The organism is Desulforamulus hydrothermalis Lam5 = DSM 18033 (assembly GCF_000315365.1).
GTDB lineage: Bacteria > Bacillota > Desulfotomaculia > Desulfotomaculales > Desulfotomaculaceae > Desulfotomaculum > Desulfotomaculum hydrothermale.
In genome coordinates this window covers 16,908-34,511 of record NZ_CAOS01000014.1, presented here as the reverse complement: position 1 = coordinate 34,511, position 17,604 = coordinate 16,908, and the positions used below count along the sequence as shown (strand labels likewise).

19 protein-coding genes are annotated in these 17,604 nt (G+C 53.7%); 3 read left to right on the top strand and 16 right to left on the bottom strand.

What is annotated here, in order from left to right:
* Positions 1 to 44 precede the first annotated feature (44 nt).
* Complete coding sequence (locus DESHY_RS12105) at positions 45 to 467, top strand: RidA family protein (protein WP_008413172.1); 423 nt, start codon at positions 45 to 47, stop codon at positions 465 to 467.
* Between the two features lie 104 nt (positions 468 to 571).
* Here DESHY_RS12105 and DESHY_RS14775 read toward each other — a convergent pair whose 3' ends face one another.
* From DESHY_RS14775 to DESHY_RS12095, 3 genes are read right to left on the bottom strand one after another with little or no spacing between them, the layout of a single operon-like run.
* Positions 572 to 706 (bottom strand): hypothetical protein, encoded by a 135-nt coding sequence (locus tag DESHY_RS14775; protein WP_274377201.1) that lies wholly within the window; start codon positions 704 to 706, stop codon positions 572 to 574.
* 19 nt (positions 707 to 725) lie between these two features.
* A complete protein-coding gene (locus DESHY_RS12100; RefSeq protein WP_008413170.1) occupies positions 726 to 2,090 on the bottom strand; it encodes an S-layer homology domain-containing protein in 1,365 nt (454 codons plus the stop codon).
* Positions 2,091 to 2,093: 3 nt separating this feature from the next.
* Positions 2,094 to 3,263: a PQQ-like beta-propeller repeat protein gene (locus DESHY_RS12095; RefSeq protein WP_008413169.1), complete on the bottom strand. Its 1,170-nt coding sequence runs from the start codon at positions 3,261 to 3,263 to the stop codon at positions 2,094 to 2,096.
* Positions 3,264 to 3,431: 168 nt separating this feature from the next.
* On the opposite strand from DESHY_RS12095, the gene DESHY_RS14770 reads away from it, so the two are divergent.
* A complete protein-coding gene (locus tag DESHY_RS14770; RefSeq protein ID WP_274377200.1) occupies positions 3,432 to 3,566 on the top strand; it encodes a hypothetical protein in 135 nt (44 codons plus the stop codon).
* Here DESHY_RS14770 and ligA read toward each other — a convergent pair.
* From ligA to DESHY_RS12030, 13 genes are all read right to left on the bottom strand, one after another.
* Positions 3,535 to 5,544, bottom strand: coding sequence for an NAD-dependent DNA ligase LigA (ligA, locus tag DESHY_RS12090; RefSeq protein ID WP_008413167.1), 2,010 nt, complete (start codon positions 5,542 to 5,544; stop codon positions 3,535 to 3,537). The genes DESHY_RS14770 and ligA overlap by 32 nt on opposite strands.
* A gap of 54 nt (positions 5,545 to 5,598) precedes the next feature.
* Positions 5,599 to 6,477, bottom strand: coding sequence for a lipid II flippase Amj family protein (locus DESHY_RS12085; protein WP_008413166.1), 879 nt, complete (start codon positions 6,475 to 6,477; stop codon positions 5,599 to 5,601).
* A 29-nt stretch (positions 6,478 to 6,506) separates the two neighbouring features.
* Entirely contained in the window at positions 6,507 to 8,669 is a 2,163-nt protein-coding gene (pcrA, locus tag DESHY_RS12080; protein ID WP_008413164.1) for a DNA helicase PcrA, read from the bottom strand.
* A gap of 271 nt (positions 8,670 to 8,940) precedes the next feature.
* Positions 8,941 to 9,627, bottom strand: a complete 687-nt coding sequence (hisIE, locus tag DESHY_RS12075; protein WP_008413160.1) for a bifunctional phosphoribosyl-AMP cyclohydrolase/phosphoribosyl-ATP diphosphatase HisIE — start codon at positions 9,625 to 9,627, stop codon at positions 8,941 to 8,943.
* Positions 9,628 to 9,679: 52 nt separating this feature from the next.
* Positions 9,680 to 10,438: an imidazole glycerol phosphate synthase subunit HisF gene (gene hisF / locus DESHY_RS12070; protein ID WP_048818139.1), complete on the bottom strand. Its 759-nt coding sequence runs from the start codon at positions 10,436 to 10,438 to the stop codon at positions 9,680 to 9,682.
* Positions 10,432 to 11,172, bottom strand: a complete 741-nt coding sequence (hisA, locus tag DESHY_RS12065; RefSeq protein WP_008413158.1) for a 1-(5-phosphoribosyl)-5-[(5-phosphoribosylamino)methylideneamino]imidazole-4-carboxamide isomerase — start codon at positions 11,170 to 11,172, stop codon at positions 10,432 to 10,434. The genes hisF and hisA overlap by 7 nt, the downstream gene beginning before the upstream one ends.
* A complete protein-coding gene (gene hisH / locus DESHY_RS12060; RefSeq protein ID WP_008413156.1) occupies positions 11,169 to 11,780 on the bottom strand; it encodes an imidazole glycerol phosphate synthase subunit HisH in 612 nt (203 codons plus the stop codon). The genes hisA and hisH overlap by 4 nt, the downstream gene beginning before the upstream one ends.
* 2 nt (positions 11,781 to 11,782) lie before the next feature.
* Entirely contained in the window at positions 11,783 to 12,373 is a 591-nt protein-coding gene (gene hisB, locus DESHY_RS12055; RefSeq protein ID WP_008413154.1) for an imidazoleglycerol-phosphate dehydratase HisB, read from the bottom strand.
* Positions 12,370 to 13,479 (bottom strand): histidinol-phosphate transaminase, encoded by a 1,110-nt coding sequence (gene hisC / locus DESHY_RS12050; RefSeq protein WP_008413153.1) that lies wholly within the window; start codon positions 13,477 to 13,479, stop codon positions 12,370 to 12,372. The genes hisB and hisC overlap by 4 nt, the downstream gene beginning before the upstream one ends.
* 31 nt (positions 13,480 to 13,510) lie before the next feature.
* A complete protein-coding gene (hisD, locus tag DESHY_RS12045; RefSeq protein ID WP_008413150.1) occupies positions 13,511 to 14,809 on the bottom strand; it encodes a histidinol dehydrogenase in 1,299 nt (432 codons plus the stop codon).
* Entirely contained in the window at positions 14,796 to 15,464 is a 669-nt protein-coding gene (hisG, locus tag DESHY_RS12040; RefSeq protein WP_008413149.1) for an ATP phosphoribosyltransferase, read from the bottom strand. Before hisG ends, hisD begins: the two co-directional genes overlap by 14 nt.
* Before the next feature lie 126 nt (positions 15,465 to 15,590).
* Positions 15,591 to 16,802: an ATP phosphoribosyltransferase regulatory subunit gene (gene hisZ / locus DESHY_RS12035; RefSeq protein WP_008413147.1), complete on the bottom strand. Its 1,212-nt coding sequence runs from the start codon at positions 16,800 to 16,802 to the stop codon at positions 15,591 to 15,593.
* A gap of 29 nt (positions 16,803 to 16,831) precedes the next feature.
* On the bottom strand, positions 16,832 to 17,146 hold the full coding sequence (locus DESHY_RS12030; RefSeq protein ID WP_008413145.1) for a YerC/YecD family TrpR-related protein: 315 nt from the start codon (positions 17,144 to 17,146) through the stop codon (positions 16,832 to 16,834).
* Positions 17,147 to 17,319: 173 nt separating this feature from the next.
* On the opposite strand from DESHY_RS12030, the gene DESHY_RS13790 reads away from it, so the two are divergent.
* The gene (locus DESHY_RS13790) at positions 17,320 to 17,514 is read left to right on the top strand and encodes a hypothetical protein (RefSeq protein WP_072866183.1); all 195 of its coding nucleotides are present in this window, start codon (positions 17,320 to 17,322) and stop codon (positions 17,512 to 17,514) included.
* Positions 17,515 to 17,604 lie beyond the last annotated feature (90 nt).

The window sequence follows — 17,604 nt, the reverse complement described above, 5'->3', positions numbered from 1 at the left end:
CTAAAATGCGATAAAAACTGTATTTAAGAAAAGGAGGCCCATCCATGCACCACAAAAAAGTCATCTCCACTGAACAAGCACCGGCTGCTATTGGTCCTTATTCGCAGGCTATTGCGGCAGGACCTTTCATCTTTACCTCCGGCCAAATTCCTATCGATCCTGTCAACGGCACCATCGTCACCGGCGACATACAGGCCCAAACCAGGCGCAGCCTGGAAAATATCAAGGCCATTTTGGCCGCAGCCGGTGCCGGTATGGATCAAGTTGTTAAAACCACTGTTTTTGTGAAAGACATGAATGACTTTGAAAAAATTAACGAAGTTTACGCCGAGTATTTTCCTTCCCCCGCTCCGGCCCGTTCTCTGGTGCAGGTGGCCCGGCTGCCCCGGGATGTGGGGGTGGAGATTGAGGTTATCGCCGCACCCGGTCATGGCCACGGGCACGGTTCAGGCGGCTGCTGCGGCTAATAAGTTCTGGTTATAATATTTAACGGTGGTTTATGATCCCTTTAGCTCCGTTTTGCGCACCGCCGGCACGCTGCCGGCTGCTGCGGCCATTGGGTACGCCGGCCTTAGTCCGGTTCAGCCGGCGCCCGCAGGATGCGGACGCCGGCCCAATGGTTCATTTCGCTTCCAGTGCTGTTAACGGTATGGCGACAAGCGGCCGGCAGGGGATTATAAACCACCGTGGCTTTATTTTTTTTCAATCTTTCTCCACACTACGGTCTAATTTAGTTTTTGTATTTCCAACACCCTTTCATAAAACGGCTCGCCAATATAAAATATCTTCACTTTGTCGCCTGATTGGAGGGAGTCGATTTCGTTGCCCTGTTTATCAACCAGCCGCCCAAAATCCCAACCCCAAAAATGATCAGGCACATATTTTTTACTGCTGCGGTTGTTTTTCTTTAAATATAACGCCCGGTTGATCCGATCCACCTCGCCGGTGATATTTTTAACCTCCGGCAGGGTTATAGATTGCACTTTATTGTCAGCGGTCAATCCTAATTTAATAAATTGGCCTGCCTTTAACTTCTTCAGAAGGTCTTTACCGGTTTTGCCTTTGGCTTTGTCATCCCTAATCTCGGCATCCCAGGCCACAGCATAGTCCACCTCTTCATTTAACATATCCTTTACTGTTATTACCACCGGTTCTCCTTCGGCATGACGTAAATAACTGGCATAAGTGTCCCGCTGCACCGGTGAAAAGCTTCTTCTTTCCAGCAACTCCAGATAGGCCAGTTTTTTCTGGCTGTCCAAAATACCCGCTACCCGGTAATTGACAACCTGTTGCAAGGGTACGGGATGCCCCTGCCAGTAGGCCGGACAGCCGGCTGCGGCCGTTATTTTTTGCGTCCCCTTGAGAGAATTAATTTGTATTTCCAGGCCGTTTTTCCCCGGGGCAACCGCCGCTACCCAGCCTTCAACCTTTCTTTTGGCATCTGTTTTCAGCCACCCCTGGTCGTAAAGCTTGGCCAGCAAGGCAGCCATTTCTCCCCGGGAAACCTGATGTTGGGGGCGAAAGGTACCATCCGGGAAACCGGACATAATGCCCTGGCTGACCACCGCCCGGACCGCCGGCAGATAAGCCGGCGGTATGGCCTGGCTGTCGGTGAAGGCAACCCCGCCGCCGTCTACGGGCGGCAAATATAGCGCACTGGCCAGGAGAACGGCCAGCTGTCCCCGGTTGACGGGGCGATCGTGGCGAAACTGCTGCAGCAGGTCAGCCGGCAGAAAATTCTGTTGCACCGCAAAATTTATGTAGTTTTGTCCCTGGGGCACCGCATAAAGGGCGCTTGCCTGTTTAGTTTGTTTTAATTTGGCTATTTGTTCCCCAAAACCGGCCGCCTGCAAAACTTTCTGAACGGCTTCCAGCAAAGTGAGCGGTTGTTGGGGACGAAACGTATGGTCAGGAAACCCCTGGTCATAACCAAGGGCTGTGACTTTTTCAATGGACTGCCTGGCCCAGTGTCCTTTAATATCTGTAAAATCGGCTGTGCTTACCTGGTTGCTGGCCGCCCAACCGGCTGCTGGCAGCAACAGCATTATCAGCAGACCGGCGGCATACCGCAGCAGTTGGAAAATACCCATAAATTACCGCTCCTTGTTAACGTCAATAAATTTTATCAGCACACCCTTGTCGGTGGCCAGTAAGACAGCTCCGTCCGGCAGCATAACGGGCGCCATTTTAATGGCATCCTTTTCATCTTTGCCGGTATCTATCATTATGCCGCCATCTTTATGTAAAGTCTGGCCGGTGGTCTTGTCAATTTCCTTTTCCCAGATTAAACGTCCGGCAGTGTTGATACAAAACAGCCGGCCATCCGAACTGCCGGCATACAACCGCCCGTTCAGGTTATCAACCGCAATCCCTGATACCAGGTTGATCAGCGGCAAGTCCCATTTAAGAGTACCGTCTGTGGCAGCGAGCGCAAATACTTTATGTTGACCGGTAAAGTACAGGGTGTTATCCGCCCCGAAGGCGGGTTTTGTTAAATCGTCTGACCTGACCGAATAAGTCCATTGTTCCTTGCCGGTGCGGCGATCCAGGCACATTATTTTGGCCGCCGTGTTTCTCTCCAGGCGGGCCGGGTTAGTTACAACGTACAAATTCCCCGCCGGCCCAAAGGACAAGTGGATGTTCTTCAGCTCCCCCAAACCCCGGTGCCACAGGCGGTTTCCCCTGGCATCCAGGGCCCGCAAGCTGTAGCCGGTGTTCTTATCCCCGCTGCAAACATAAACCGCCTCGCTGTCCCCCAGGGCAGCCACCACATTTTTTTCGTCTGAAAAACGCCACTTAAAGTTTTTCTTGGGTTCCAGGGCATACAGGCCATCCGCCACGCCCAGGTAAACCAAACCGTTGGGGCCGGCGGTCACCACGCCGCTGCTTTTGCTTCCCTTAGGTTTGGACAAAATACGGTAAAGCCAGGTAAGACTGCCGTTGGGCTTCATTTGCTGCATGCCGTCGGTACCCACCGCATAAACCGTCCCGTTGTCCACCAGCAGGGGCTCGGTTATTTTGCCGCTCAGTTCCAGCTTGCGTTCCCAAAGTTTCGACCCATTGCCCAAATCATAACAAATAATTTTATTGCCCGCCGGAACATACAACAACCCGTTAGCCGTCACTGTCACATCCGCCGACAATTTGCCAGCTTTTTGTTGCTGCCAGACAAACCGGCCATAGGGGTATACGGTATAACCGGCTTCCGCCGGCCAGGCTGACATCATTAAGTAAAAGACTGCTAACAAGAAACAAAATCTCACTTCATCACCCCTCAGACTGTTACTTCTTTAGTTGCCCGGAAATTCCTTCATTAATTAGTGATATCGTCTTTAGCCTGGCAAATCTTGAGGTAAAAGGGAGTGTAATTAAAAAGGACAAAGGCACCTTAGCGGTGCCTCCAGAGTGTCGACAAACATTGCCGGTGGTTTATGATCCCCTTTGGCTCCGGTCTACGCACCGACAGCGCTATGATTCGCTACGATCGCCATTGGGGCCGCCTCAAACGGGCCCTCCTGGCCCGGTTGTCAATGATTAATTTTCATTATGCTTCAACAACGCAATAAACTCTGCCTCATTAAGGATGGCAATGCCCAACTGCCGGGCTTTCTCGTACTTGGAGCCGGGATTTTCACCCACCACCAGATAATCAGTTTTTTTACTGACACTGCCGGCTACTTTGCCGCCCAGTTGTTCAATGGCCGCTTGGGCAGCCTGGCGTGAAAAAGCCGCCAGGGTACCGGTCACCACAAAGGTTTTGCCCGCCAGGGGCAGTTCAGCCGGGTTTGGCTGCCCTGCTTCCTGCATGTTGACGCCTGCCTCGGCCAGCCGCTCAACCAGCCGCCGGTGGTCCGGCCGGGCAAAATAATCCACCACGCTTTCAGCAATCTTAGGACCGATTTCCGGGATAACGGTTAAATCTTCGAAGGTTGCGTTCATTATAGCCGTCAGGGAGCCAAAATGCTGCGCTAAAACTTTCGCGGCCCGCTCGCCCACATGGCGAATCCCCAGGGCAAACAGCAGCCGGGCCAGCGAATTGCTTTTGCTGGCCTCAATGGCCTGCAGCAGGTTATGGGAGGAGCGGGCTCCCATACGTTCCAGCTTGATTAAATCTTCATAGCGTAAACTGTATAAATCCGCCGCATCCCGCACCAGGCCGGCTTTAATTAATTGGGTAACGATGCTTTCCCCCAGACCGGCAATATCCATGGCGCCCCGGGACACAAAATGGATGATGCCTTCCCGGGCTATGGCCGGACAATACCGGTTGGTACAACGGTGGGCAGCCTCCCCGGCTGCTCTTGTCACAGGAGCACCGCATGCCGGGCAGGTAGCGGGCATGGTAAAAACCTTTTCTTTACCGTTCCTTTGTTCAGGAAAAACTTGCACCACTTCCGGGATAATATCACCGGCCTTTTGTACCAGGGCTTTATCGCCAATCCGAATATCCTTCTGGCGAATTACATCTTCGTTATGCAAAGTTGCTTTACTGACTGTGGTGCCGGCCAGTTGAACAGGTTCTAAAACAGCTGTCGGTGTCAACACCCCGGTTCGTCCTACCCTGACGATAATGTCCTTAATGGTGCTTACCGCCTGTTCCGCCGGGAATTTATAGGCAATGGCCCAGCGGGGACTTTTCAGGGTGGCCCCCAGCCGCTGCTGCTGATCCAGAGAATTAACCTTTATCACCAGACCGTCTATGGCATAAGGCAGTTGAAACCTTTTTTCCTGCCACTTGGCACAATAATCAATAACCTGCTCGATATCCCGGCACACCCGGTAATGTTCATTAACCCGCAGTCCCAGCTGCCGCAGCCAGGTCAGGCCGGCCGCGTGGCTCGATATTTGGCGGCCCTCCAGGTGGCCGATGGCATACATATAAATGCTAAGCTGGCGGGCCGCCGTCACTGCCGGGTCCAGCTGCCGCAGGCTGCCTGCCGCAGCGTTGCGGGGATTGGCAAACAGCGGTTCCCCGGCCTCTTGGCGGGCTTCATTAAGGCGGCTGAAGGAATCCTTGGGCATATAAGCCTCGCCCCGCACTTCTAAAAAGGGTACCGCTTCCTTTAAACGAAGGGGGATGGCTTTGATGGTACGCAGGTTAGCGGTGATATCTTCGCCCTGCGCGCCGTCGCCCCGGGTAGCTCCCCGCACCAGCAGCCCGTTCTCATAGGTTAAGGAGATGGCTAACCCGTCAATTTTCAGCTCAACCACATATTCCACCGGCTCGCCGGGCAGGTTGCCGCACACCCGGCGGTCAAACTCCCGCAAATCAGCCTCACTGAAAGCGTTAGCCAGGCTTAGCATGGGCACCCGGTGGGGTACCGACTGAAATCCCTGCTGCACCTGCCCTCCCACCCGTTGGGTCGGCGAATCAGGCGTCACCAGTGACGGATATTCCGCCTCCAACCGGATCAATTCCTGCATTAACCGGTCGTATTGGTCATCCGTAATAACAGGCCGGTCCAATACATAGTATAGGTAATTGTGGTGTTCTATCTCCCGTCGCAAAGCCTCTGCTCTGGCCTTAATTTCCGGGCTAACCATAATGACTTGCCTCCTTAATTTAAATCGAAAACCGTCCCCGACCGGAACTTGCCGTTAAAAGCCGCCCCGGGCAATCAATTGCGCTGCATATTTAATAATTAAGGCGGCTGGTACAAAAAACAGCTGCGCCAGTATCGTGCCCAGCAAGCGGGTAAGAGCCAGGTAAAAGCACATTTGCTTAATATCCTGCTCCGGCCTTTCTCCCCGCAGAGCCTGGTCAGTAATGCCGGCAGCCGTAGGATCCACCACCGTGGCAAATAAAACGGTGGCAATACCGTTAATGATGCCGGATAAAAAAGCTGCCGTAGAACGAAATTCGGGATATAAGGCACCGGCATAAATGGCTGACAGCACCGCTGTGGTATATATGCCGGTAACCAGCACATTAAGCACCAGAAATTTTTTGGGAATGTTAATTTTTTGTCGAAGGGCCTGCAGAAAAAACTGCCGGTTGGGTATGCGCACAGCCTGCCTGACCTGGCTGGCCGCTTTGACCGGCGAAAACAGCAGCAACCCGATCATTTTGGGTACCGACCGCACCTGATCAAACAAATATATACCCTTGGTAAAGAAGGTAATAAAAGTGGGGATAAATAAGCCTCCCACCAGGGTACCCAAAGTCGCCCCTAAAATTACCGTCCGCACCTGCACATTCAGATGCGCCAGTTCCTGACGGTAGGCCACCGATTGCAGCAACGCCGCTCCGCTGCCTGCCGCCTCCGTGCCGCGCTGGATAGCGTGCTCAATAATTGATGAAAGTAACGGCGCCTGCAACATATTGGCGGTTTGTGCAATCAAAAATATTACATTAAAAAGTGAATAGGCGGTGGCCAGCCGCCCGGTTATTACCCCGGCGGGACGCACAGCGTAAATCAAGGTATTAATCAAGTGTATCACGGCGGTTAATACCACCACTGCCATTAAGCGGTCCATTATTTTCCTCCGCCTTTAGTGTTGCCCGTTTAAACCTTTTCTAATGGCGCATATTGAGCGATTAAGGTTTTTAAACCCTGCTCCGGGAAAGCCACGGTCAGTTCGGCATCCCCGCCTTCGCCGGACACTTTTACAATCACGCCTTCGCCCCATTTACGATGACGCACCCGGTCTCCCAGCAAAAAGGTGCCGGCTTGTGCCGCAGTTTTGGTTGCCCCGGCAGCTTGACTGCCCCAACCGGTTACAGAGTCTTGCTTGCCGGGTAAAGGTTTGGCGGCATCCGTCAGCTCACCGGGAATCTCCTCCAGGAACCGGGAGCGGGGATTCATATTGGTTCGCCCAAAAAGTGTTCTTTCCCAGCAGTGGGTTAAGTAAAGCTGTTCTTCCGCCCTGGTAATGCCCACATAAGCCAGCCGGCGCTCTTCTTCCATCTCGGACTGGTCAACCAAAGCCCGGCTGTGGGGAAAAACCCCTTCTTCCATACCGGTTAAAAAAACCACCGGGAATTCTAAACCTTTGGCACTGTGCAGGGTCATCAGCACCACCTGGTCTGCTTCCGGATCATGCCTGTCCAGGTCGGTAACCAGTGAAATATTGGCAAGAAAATCCACCAGACCGGCCGCTTCCCCTTGCTGCTGATCAAATTCCTTCGTCACTGTGAGAAATTCCTGCAAGTTTTCCAGCCGCGTCCTGGCTTCTACTGTATCCTCAGCAGTCAATTCGGCCCGGTAGCCGGTACTGTTAAGGACTTCTTCGGTTATTTCTGTCACTGAAAGGAAGGTGGCTTGTTTGGCCAGATTATCCAACAGGTCAGCCAGCAGCCGGCATTGGCTGCGTGCTTTCGCCGGCACACCCGGAATTTCCTCCACCGCGGTCAGCGCCTGCAGCAGGCTCAACCCTTGTGCCAGGGCGTAGGCGGTGATTTTCTCCAGGGAAGCAGCCCCGATGCCGCGCTTGGGAACGTTAATAATGCGCAGCAGGCTCTGGCTGTCGGCCGGGTTTACCAGCAACCTTAAATAAGCCAGTAAGTCCTTAATTTCCTTCCGGTCATAGAACCTGGCTCCCCCAAAAACAGTATAGGGAATACCCTGGCGCAGGAAAACTTCTTCAAAAACCCGGGATTGGGCATTGGTGCGATAAAGCACGGCCATCTCCCGGTAATTGCGGCGACCGCTGAAATGCAAATCTTTAATGCGGTCCGCAATAAAATAGGCCTCCAGCCGCTCGTTCTCCGCCCGGAAAACATGAATAAGGTCACCTTTTCCTTTAGCGGTCCAGAGTTTCAGTTCTTTCGCCTCGCTGTTATTTTTAATGACAGCGTTGGCAGCTTCCAAAATGTTGCCTGTGGAGCGGTAATTTTGTTCCAGTTTAACCACCCGGGCCTCCGGATAATCCCGCTCAAAGCTCAAAATATTGTTGATATCCGCCCCCCGCCACTTGTAGATAGATTGGTTGGGATCTCCCACCACACAGATATTGCGGTGTTGCGCCGCCAGCAGGGTTACCAGCACATACTGGGCATGGTTGGTATCCTGGTACTCGTCCACCAAAATATATTTAAATTTAGTCTGGTAATAGCCCAGCACATGCGGATGTTCCTTAAACAGCCGCACCGTTAGCATCAGCAAATCGTCAAAATCCACTGCATTGTTTTTATACAGCTTTTCCTGATACAAGCGGTAGACCCGCCCGGCCACTTGTTCAAAAAAGTCGTAGGCCTGACGATCATACTGTTCCGGCGTCAACAACCGGTTTTTAGCCCCTGAAATAACCCCCAGCAGACTTCGGGGCTGAAAACGCTTTTCATCAATTTGCAGTTCCTTAAGGCACTCTTTGATTAGTGTCTGCTGGTCAGCATCGTCGTAAATGGAAAAGTTGGCACCGTAGCCCAGGGCTTGAATTTCCCTTCTGAGAATACGCAGGCAAGCGCTGTGAAAGGTAGTTACCCACAAATCCCTGGCTGCCTGCGGCACTAAGGTTTCCACCCGGGTTCTCATTTCGGCCGCTGCTTTATTGGTAAAGGTGATTGCCAAAATGTTGTAAGGCGGCACCCCCTGGCTTAAAATATAGGCAATCCGGTGGGTAAGTACCCTTGTCTTACCTGAGCCGGCCCCGGCCAGCACCAGCAGGGGGCCTTCTGTATGCTGCACCGCCGCTGCCTGGGCAGGATTCAGATTCGCTGCTATGTCCATAAATTCCTCCGTTTGCTAGTGGTTATCAAAAAACACACTACATTATATCACATGGCCGGTGTTAATTAGCATAATTTTATTGCTGACCCGTCCCAGCCAAACACTAAGCAAAAGAGAATGTTCTTCAACCGGATGAACATTCTCCTCGGTACGCAGAAAAAACTTGTCCTTCCTGTTAGTTATTATTATAACACAACCGGGGTTTGCTACCGGCAGTTACCAAAAAACAGCAACAAAAAAGCAGGGGCACATGATTGCCCCTGCCCAACCCCTATTTTTTTCTGCCGGCCAGTTCCTGATAAACAGCCGCCGGCTCCACGCCCTGGTGGGCCAGCAAAACCAGCAGGTGGTAAAGCAAGTCAGCCGTTTCATAAGTTAGTTCAGCACGGCTGTTTTTGGCGCCAATAATTACCTCGGCACATTCTTCACCGACTTTTTTACAAATCTTATCAATCCCTTTTTCAAACAAATAAGTGGTGTAGGAATCAGCCGGCCGCTCGGCTTTACGGCTTAAAATTAACCGGTATAACTCATCCAGTACGGATGACCCCGCGGGCGCCTGCGGGGGCCGGTTGCCATAAACCAGGGCCGGATCAAATAGCTTGTCGCCTTCCACAACCACCATACCATCAGGCTTAACTTTATTATGAAAACAGGAACTGTAGCCCTCGTGGCAGGCCGCACCGCCTGCCTGCTCCACCAGCAGCAGCAGGGTATCGGCATCGCAGTCATAATAAAAGCCCTTCAATTTTTGCACATGCCCGGAGGTTTCTCCCTTTTTCCACAACCTTTGCCGGCTGCGGCTATAAAACCACACCTCCCCGGTAACCAGGGTTTTTTCCACTGCCTCCCGGTTCATCCAGGCCAGCATCAATACCTCTTTACCGGCTGCCTCTTGTACAATGGCGGGTATTAACCCCGCTTCGTTAAACTTGAGGGTATCTATAATAAACTTCATAATTTATATCACCAGCTTTTCTTTCATCCGAGTAATTTCTGCATCGCCGCCTTTACAAGCGAACGGGGATACCCAGTTGTTTAAGGTATTCTTTGGTTTGCCGGATGGTATAGGTGCCAAAGTGGAAGACAGAAGCGGCCAGAGCAGCATCCGCCAAGCCTTCGGTAAAACCCTGGGCGATGTGTGCCAGGGTACCGACGCCGCCGGAAGCAATGACCGGAATTTTTACCTGCCGGGCCACGGTACGGGTTAAGGCCAGATCAAAGCCTTCCTTGGTGCCATCCCGGTCCATGCTGGTGAGCAGTATTTCACCGGCACCCAGCTCCTCTGCTTTAACCGCCCAGGCCACCGCATCCAGACCGGTGGGGGTACGGCCGCCGTTGATGTAAACCTCCCAGCGATCCGGTGCCACCTGCCTGGCGTCAATAGCCACCACTATGCACTGGCTGCCGAATTTATGGGCCCCCTCGGCAATAACCCGGGGATTTTTGATGGCTGCCGTATTAACTGCAATCTTATCGGCGCCCGCCTGCAACATCAACCGCATGTCCTCCACCGTGCGGATACCGCCCCCCACCGTAAAGGGAATAAATACTTCCTCGGCGGTTCGCCGCACCACCTCCAGCATAGTGGCCCGGCCGTCGGCAGAAGCAGTAATATCCAAAAAAACCAGCTCATCGGCCCCTTCCCGATCGTAAAGAGCAGCCAGTTCCACCGGGTCACCGGCGTCCCGCAGGTTAACAAAATTCGTTCCCTTAACCACCCTGCCGTCAGTTACATCCAAACAGGGGATAATTCTTTTCATTAACATAGGCCTCTCTCCCCCCGGGCTATAGCCAGTGCTTCCGGCAATTTAACCGCCCCGGTATAAAGGGCTTTACCCAGAACAGCACCTTCCACCCCGTCAGCCTCCAGGTCTTTCAATGCTCTGATATCAGCCAGGGAAGACACGCCGCCGGAGGCAATTACCTGCAGGCCGCTGTCTTTGGCCAACCGGCCGGTGGCAGCCAGGTTGGGGCCGCTCAGCCTGCCGTCCCGCCGGATGTCGGTAAACACTATACGCTCTATGCCCAGTTCTTTAACTTCTAAGGCCAGTTCCAGGGCTGTTTTTTGCACCGTTTTGCCCCACCCTTGGATAGCAACCAGACCGTCCCGGGCATCAATCCCCACCAGTACCCGCTGCCCGTACCGGCGGCAGGCCTCTGCCACCAGGGCCGGCTGCAACACGGCCGCACTGCCCAGGATGACCCGGTTAACTCCCAGGGTAAGCAGCTCGTCAATGGTCTCTACATCCCGGATGCCGCCGCCCACCTGTACCGGCACCTGAACAGCCCGGACAATATCAGCAATAGCCTGCCGGTTGCGCGGTTGCCCGGCAAAAGCACCGTCCAGATCCACCACATGAATAAATTCAGCCCCCTGTTCCTGCCAGGTGCGGGCAATGCCGGCAGGATCATGGGAATAAACGGTGGCACTCTCCATGCGGCCTTCAATTAATCTAACACAACGGCCTTCTTTTATATCTATGGCAGGAAACAAAATCATGCCCTCACCGTCTTTCCAAAGTTTTCGAGTATGCGCAGCCCCAGGGTACTGCTCTTTTCCGGGTGGAATTGAATACCATAAACATTTTGCCGGCCCACCACCGCGGCAAAGGTAAGGCCGTAATCGGCGGAAGCAATAACCAGCCGGGGATCTGCCGGCTCAACATAATAGGAATGGACAAAGTAAAAGGCTGACCGGTCAGGAATACCCTCCATAAGCGGTGAGGCATTGGTGACACTCACCTGGTTCCAGCCCATGTGCGGCACTTTCAACTCCCCTTCGGGAAAACGCTTCACCGTACCGGGAAAGATGCCCAATCCCCGGTGATGGCCGAACTCCTCGCTGGATTCAAACAGCAGCTGCAGCCCCAGGCAAATTCCCAAAAACGGTCTGCCCGCCGCCACCACCCGGTGAATGGCCTCAACCATACCGGCAGACTGCAAATTGGCCATGGCATCCCGAAAAGCCCCCACACCGGGCAACACCACGGCCCGGGCGGCTGCAACCGCTGCCGGGTCACGGACAATTTCGGCCTGACATCCCACCCGTTGAAATGCTTTTTGGACACTGCGCAAATTTCCCATGCCGTAATCAATCACAGCAATCACTTTTACAGCACCCCCTTGGTGGAAGGTATATCAGTCAGCCGTCCATCCCTGGCCGCTGCCTGGCGCAAAGCCCGCCCCAGCGCTTTAAAAGCCGCTTCAATGATGTGGTGGGTATTGCGTCCGCTGAGCAATCTTATATGCAGGGTGATACCGCTGTTGAGAGCAAAGGCCCGCATAAATTCTTCCACCAGTTCCGTATCAAAATTGCCCACCCGGGCTGCCGGCAGCGGCAGGTCGATAGCCAAATGGCCCCGGCCGCTGATATCCGTTACTGCCAGCACCAGTGCTTCATCCATGGGTACCAGGGCATGGCCGTAGCGGTTGATACCTTGTTTATCGCCCAGTGCCTGCCGGACGGCCATGCCCAAGGTAATGCCGATGTCTTCCACCGTATGGTGATCGTCAATATGAGTATCACCGGTTGCCCGGACAGTCAGGTCCAGGGCACCGTGTTTGGCCAGCAAACTAAGCATATGTTCCAAAAAGCCAACACCGGTTTGCAGCCGGTAATCTCCTGTACCGTCCAGTGAAACAAACACTTCGATATCGGTTTCGCCGGTGCGGCGTGCCACCCGGCCCTGCCGCTGGGTCATCGACTATCCCTCCCCGCTGCCTGCAGCACTTTCGCCAGTGCCTGTAAAAACAGTTCATTTTCCTTCGGCCGGCCTACAGTTACCCGCAGAAAACCGGGCAGTTCCGGCCCTCCCAGCTTGCGGATTAAAATACCTTGCTGCAGTAATCCTTGATGAATGGTTTTGCTTTCAAAATTGGTGCGAAATAATATAAAGTTGGCTGCCGAGGGATAGGCTGTAACCCCCTCGATATTTTGCAGCCCCTGCCAGAGTATCTGCCGCTCTTGTAAAATAGCCTGAATTTGCTCCTGAAACAGTGCCGTATGCTGCAATACCAGCCGGGCCGCCGCCTGGGAAAAAGCATTTAAATTAAAGGGCTGTTTGACTTTTTTAATTTGTCTTAAAACATCCGCATGAGCCAGCAGGTAACCAACCCGCAGCCCCGCCAGGGCAAAGGCCTTAGAAAAAGTTCGCAGGATAATCAAATTCGGGTAGCGGTTTAACAAAGGCGCACAATCGGCCCCGCCAAATTCCAAATAGGCCTGATCTGCCACCACCAGGCAGTTGACCTGCTGCAGCAAGCTTTCAATTTCCTCCAGGGAAGAAGCATTGCCGGTGGGGTTATTGGGCGAGCAAAGAAAAATAACCCGGCTGTCCCGCTGTCTGGCATAACACACCAGGGCGGGCAAATCCACAGAAAAATCGCCGCGGCGGGGCACCGGTATGGGTTTGGCCCCGGCCACCAGGGAGTGAATTTTATACATGGAAAAGGTTGGATTAGTAATCAGCACCCTTCCGCCGGTGCCGAAAGTTAACAAAATATTTAATATTAATTCGTCAGAACCGTTGCCCACCATTACCTGTTCCGGCGTTACCCCGGCATAGGCCGCAATATCCCGGCGCAGTTCAACCGCTTCCCCGTCCGGATAACGGCTTAACAAATCACCGGCTGCCAGTTGCCCGATTTGGCGGGACACTTCGTCCGGAAAGGGGTAAGGGTTTTCATTGGCATCCAGCTTAATGACATCCGGAAAGACATGGGCGTCATAGGGAATTAACTTGTCCAGCCCGTCCCGCACCAGGTTAGCAAGATTAAAGGCTTCACGCAACCCGATCACTTCCTTCATTATCTATCTGTCACACCCGCCGACCTAAAAACTACACATTATCCTTAAGACGTATCCTGACAGCGTTAGCGTGGGCGGCCAGCCCCTCCGTTTCTGCCAGCCTGACAATATGCGGCCCCAGCTTGTTTAAACTTTCTTTGGAAAAGGCAATTACGCTGCACTTCTTCAGGAAGGTGTCTACATTTAAGGGGGAATAAAAGCGCGCCGTACCGCCGGTGGGCAGCACATGATTGGGGCCCGCCAGATAATCCCCTACCGGCTCGGGGGAATAGTGGCCCAGGAAAACCGCCCCGGCATGGCGGATCCGACCCAGCTGTTGAAAGGGTTCCTCCACCAGCAGTTCCAGGTGCTCGGGAGCAAAATCATTGGCCAGCGCCAAAGACTCGTCCAGGCTGCCGGTTAGGATGATGGCGCTGTGGTTGGCCAGCGACTGCCGGGCTATCTCCTGCCGGGGCAACCGGCTGACCTGGTGAGCCAGTTCCTGGCTGACGGCCTGGGCCAGCGCCCGGTCGTGAGTAATTAAGACAGCGGCTGCCAGAGTGTCGTGTTCTGCCTGGGACAGCAGGTCCGCCGCGGCATAGGCCGGATTGGCGGAACCATCCGCGACCACCAGGATTTCACTGGGCCCCGCCAGCATGTCAATATCCACCTGGCCGTACACCATCCGTTTAGCCAGTGTTACATAAATATTGCCCGGCCCCGTAATTTTATCCACCCGGGCGATGGTTGAGGTGCCGTAAGCCAGGGCAGCAATGGCCTGGGCGCCGCCTGCTTTATAGATTTCGTCTACCCCGGCTTCTGCGGCGGCCACCAGGGTATAAGGATTTACCCGGCCATCAGCCGCCGGCGGGGTTACCATCACCACCTGGGGCACCCCCGCCACTTTGGCCGGCACGGCATTCATCAGAACCGAAGATGGGTAAGAGGCAGTGCCGCCCGGAACATAAATGCCCACCCGCTCCAGTGGTAAAATCAACTGACCCAGCACAGCACCGTCCCGGTCAGGCTGAAACCAGGAGCGGGACAGCTGTTGCCGGTGATAGGCGGCTATCCGCTCTTTGGCCAGTTGCAGCGAAGCAAGCACCTGCCGGTCAACCTGCCGGTAGGCCTGCTCAATTTCTTCCCGGCTAACTTTTAATTGAGCCGGGCTTATATCAGCCTGGTCAAACTGTTTGGTGAACCGGCATAACGCCTCGTCGCCCCCTTGACGCACTTCCTCCACAATGGCGGCCACACGCTGCGCCAGCGCTGCCTGGTGGGCTGTGCGGCCGGCAAATAAAGCCTCAATGGCCTGCCGGTCCTGGGCATTGATAATTTTAATGACTGCCATGGGTATAAGCCTCCTCTACCACCTGACGCAATCTTTCCACCAAAGGGTTGATCCTTTCGTTTTTCAGCCGATGGCTGACCCGGTTGGCAATTAACCGGGTGGTCGAGCTCAACACATCTGCAATGGGTACCAACTTATTTTCCCGCAGGGTACGGCCGGTAGAAACCAGATCGACAATCATTTCAGCCAATCCTACAATGGGCGCCAGCTCAATATTGCCGTGCAGCTTGATAATTTCCATTTGCATACCCTGCCGACGGAAAAATTCTTCCGCAATGCGGGGGAATTTGGTGGCCACACGGGTCTGGTTCCAAAAAGCAAGGTTTGTTTCTTTGCCCTCCGGCACTGCCACTACAAACCGGCAGCCGCCAAACTGCAAGTCTAACAGCTCATAAACGTCCTTATGCTGCTCCACAATGGTATCTTTACCCACCAAGCCAAGATCCGCCGCACCGTATTCCACATAGGTGGGAATGTCGGTGGGCCGGCAAATAATAAAGCGGACGACATCCTCTGCCGAGTACAGCAGCAGCTGCCGCCCGGGCTCTTTAATCCCCTCTGTGTTTAACCCTGCTAATCCCAATAATTTTACGGACTCTTGATAGAGAGTCCCTTTGGGCAGAGCAATGGTTAACAGCTCCCTGGCCGCCACCAAATAAACCACCTCTTTAACTTGTTAAATTACTAATATAATATTATGTTAAATTGATAGCAAGGTGGTGTCAAGTACTAATTTAACAAAAAAGGCCGGCGTACCGGCACATGGTAGTCAAAAACATATTTAAGGGGTTGAGGCCAATTCCTGGCTGGTCCCGTCCGCAAAGCAGTAGATCACCCGGCCGGCCCCCAGGCTTCTGGCTTCCGCTCTGGCCCGGGCGGGAGCATATTCAAATAAAGCGGTGGCTACCTTGAGCCCCTGCTTTCTTAGTGCCTGGGCCGTTTGCAGGGCCTGGGCCATACTGCCGTTTTCCCAGGCCACCAGCACATCGGTGACCGGTTCTGCCGGCGGCCCCTGCAGCCTTTCCAGCGCCACCAGCACCCGTTCCAAGTTGACGGCAAAACCGGTCGCCGGCATAGGATAGCCGAAGTGAGCCAGCAGCTGGTTATACCTGCCGCCGCCGCAGATGGGAAATCCCATGGCCACGGTATAGCCTTCGAAAACCAGACCGGTGTAATAGTCTAACCCCCGCAGCAGCCCTAAATCAAGGGTGATATGGCCGGCCAGGCCGTAACAGGTGAGGCCCTGGTACAGTTGCCGCAGGTTCTCGACGGCATCGGCCGCCGGCCCCTCCTGGGCCAGTTCGGCTGCCTTATCCAGCACCGCCGGCCCGCCCCGCAGTTCAATAAGATCCAGCGCCCGTCTGGCTTCTTCCGGGGTGGCCGCATGGGAGGCCAGAAATTTTTCGACTTTGACAAAATCTTTATTGCCCAGGGCATCTTTAAGCTCTTGCGCCACTTCTTTAGGCAGTCCCAACTGTTTTACCAACCCGTGAAAGATACCCACATGGCCGATGCTGATTTGGAAATCGCCCAGGCCGCTTTGCCTGAGGTACTCAGTTACCAGTGCCACCACTTCGGCATCTGCCTCGGGCGAAGAAGCTCCCAACAGCTCCACGCCGGCCTGGCAGAATTCCCGCTGCCTGCCCACCTGGGGTTGCTCGTAGTTAAATACATTGGCCAGATAAAACAACCGTAAGGGCGGCGCAATACCTTTCATGCGGGTAGCCACCAGGCGGGCAATGGGTCTGGTCATATCCGGCCGCAACGCCATCAGGTGTCCCTGCCGGTCGAGAAATTTAAAAAATTTATCCTCCTGTATTTCCTCCGAAGCAAGGTTCTCAATATATTCAAAGGAGGGGGTAACCACCTCCCGGTAACCCCAGCCAGTCACCAAATCGCAAAATGCTTCCTTTAAGTTGCGCAGCCGGTGAGCTTCCGCCGGCAACATATCTCTTACCCCCGGAGCTAATCGTCCGAATCTACTGGATGTCATTGTTTCACCTCGTAATTGAATGTTTAGCCTTATTCTTCCTTTAACGGACCGGGATCCGGCAGCCGTGACAGCACCAGCTTGTAGCCGTCGGCACCGTAATTTAAACAGCGTTTAACACGGCTGATGGTGGCCGTGCTGGCACCCGTTTTGCCGGCAATTTCGCCGTAGGTACGGTTGGCCTCCAGCATTTTTGCCACTTCTAACCTTTGGGCCAGGGAGCGCAACTCTGAAACCGTACAAATATCTTCAAAAAAGCGGTAGCACTCATCAATGTCCTGCAAGGTAAGAATTGCTTCAAACAGGCGGTCATTAAGTTTATCCCGCAACTTTCCGGTGTATGCCAAGCAAATCTCCCTCCCGTATAGCTACTATTATGACCAGGAAAAGCCTGCATCATTTTTCTAATATCACTTTTCGACGTTAAAACGTTAAATCCTTTATTATTTATTGCTGCGCAGAAAGAAAAAGAGAGGGCTTCATGCCCTCTCAGAGTGTTGCCAAACATTATCGGTGGTTTATGATCCCCTTTGGCTCCGGTCTACGCACCGACAGCACTATGATTCGCTCCGGTCGCCATTGGGGTCGCCTCAAACGGGCCATCCTGGCCCGGTTCGGCTGGCGCCCACGTCCTGTGGGCGCCACCCCAATGGCTCCTTTCGCTCATCAAGTGCTGTTACCGGTGCTTCGACAAGTCGCCGACAGGGGATCATAAAACCACCTCACTTTGTTTTGCAACCTTTGTCTAAAGGTCGCGAGGGCTTCATGCCCTCTCAACTTAAGACTGGATTTTAGGAAAGATCCG

What these genes read in the sequence shown, in the direction of transcription:
- DESHY_RS12105 (WP_008413172.1), top strand. Translation starts at nt 45, where the DNA reads ATGCACCACAAAAAAGTCATCTCCACTGAACAAGCACCGGCTGCTATT.
- DESHY_RS12100 (WP_008413170.1), bottom strand. Translation starts at nt 2,090, where the DNA reads ATGGGTATTTTCCAACTGCTGCGGTATGCCGCCGGTCTGCTGATAATG.
- DESHY_RS14770 (WP_274377200.1), top strand. Translation starts at nt 3,432, where the DNA reads ATGATCCCCTTTGGCTCCGGTCTACGCACCGACAGCGCTATGATTCGC.
- ligA (WP_008413167.1), bottom strand. Translation starts at nt 5,544, where the DNA reads ATGGTTAGCCCGGAAATTAAGGCCAGAGCAGAGGCTTTGCGACGGGAG.
- DESHY_RS12085 (WP_008413166.1), bottom strand. Translation starts at nt 6,477, where the DNA reads ATGGACCGCTTAATGGCAGTGGTGGTATTAACCGCCGTGATACACTTG.
- pcrA (WP_008413164.1), bottom strand. Translation starts at nt 8,669, where the DNA reads ATGGACATAGCAGCGAATCTGAATCCTGCCCAGGCAGCGGCGGTGCAG.
- hisIE (WP_008413160.1), bottom strand. Translation starts at nt 9,627, where the DNA reads ATGAAGTTTATTATAGATACCCTCAAGTTTAACGAAGCGGGGTTAATA.
- hisF (WP_048818139.1), bottom strand. Translation starts at nt 10,438, where the DNA reads ATGTTAATGAAAAGAATTATCCCCTGTTTGGATGTAACTGACGGCAGG.
- hisA (WP_008413158.1), bottom strand. Translation starts at nt 11,172, where the DNA reads ATGATTTTGTTTCCTGCCATAGATATAAAAGAAGGCCGTTGTGTTAGA.
- hisB (WP_008413154.1), bottom strand. Translation starts at nt 12,373, where the DNA reads ATGACCCAGCGGCAGGGCCGGGTGGCACGCCGCACCGGCGAAACCGAT.
- hisC (WP_008413153.1), bottom strand. Translation starts at nt 13,479, where the DNA reads ATGAAGGAAGTGATCGGGTTGCGTGAAGCCTTTAATCTTGCTAACCTG.
- hisD (WP_008413150.1), bottom strand. Translation starts at nt 14,809, where the DNA reads ATGGCAGTCATTAAAATTATCAATGCCCAGGACCGGCAGGCCATTGAG.
- hisZ (WP_008413147.1), bottom strand. Translation starts at nt 16,802, where the DNA reads ATGACATCCAGTAGATTCGGACGATTAGCTCCGGGGGTAAGAGATATG.
- DESHY_RS13790 (WP_072866183.1), top strand. Translation starts at nt 17,320, where the DNA reads ATGATCCCCTTTGGCTCCGGTCTACGCACCGACAGCACTATGATTCGC.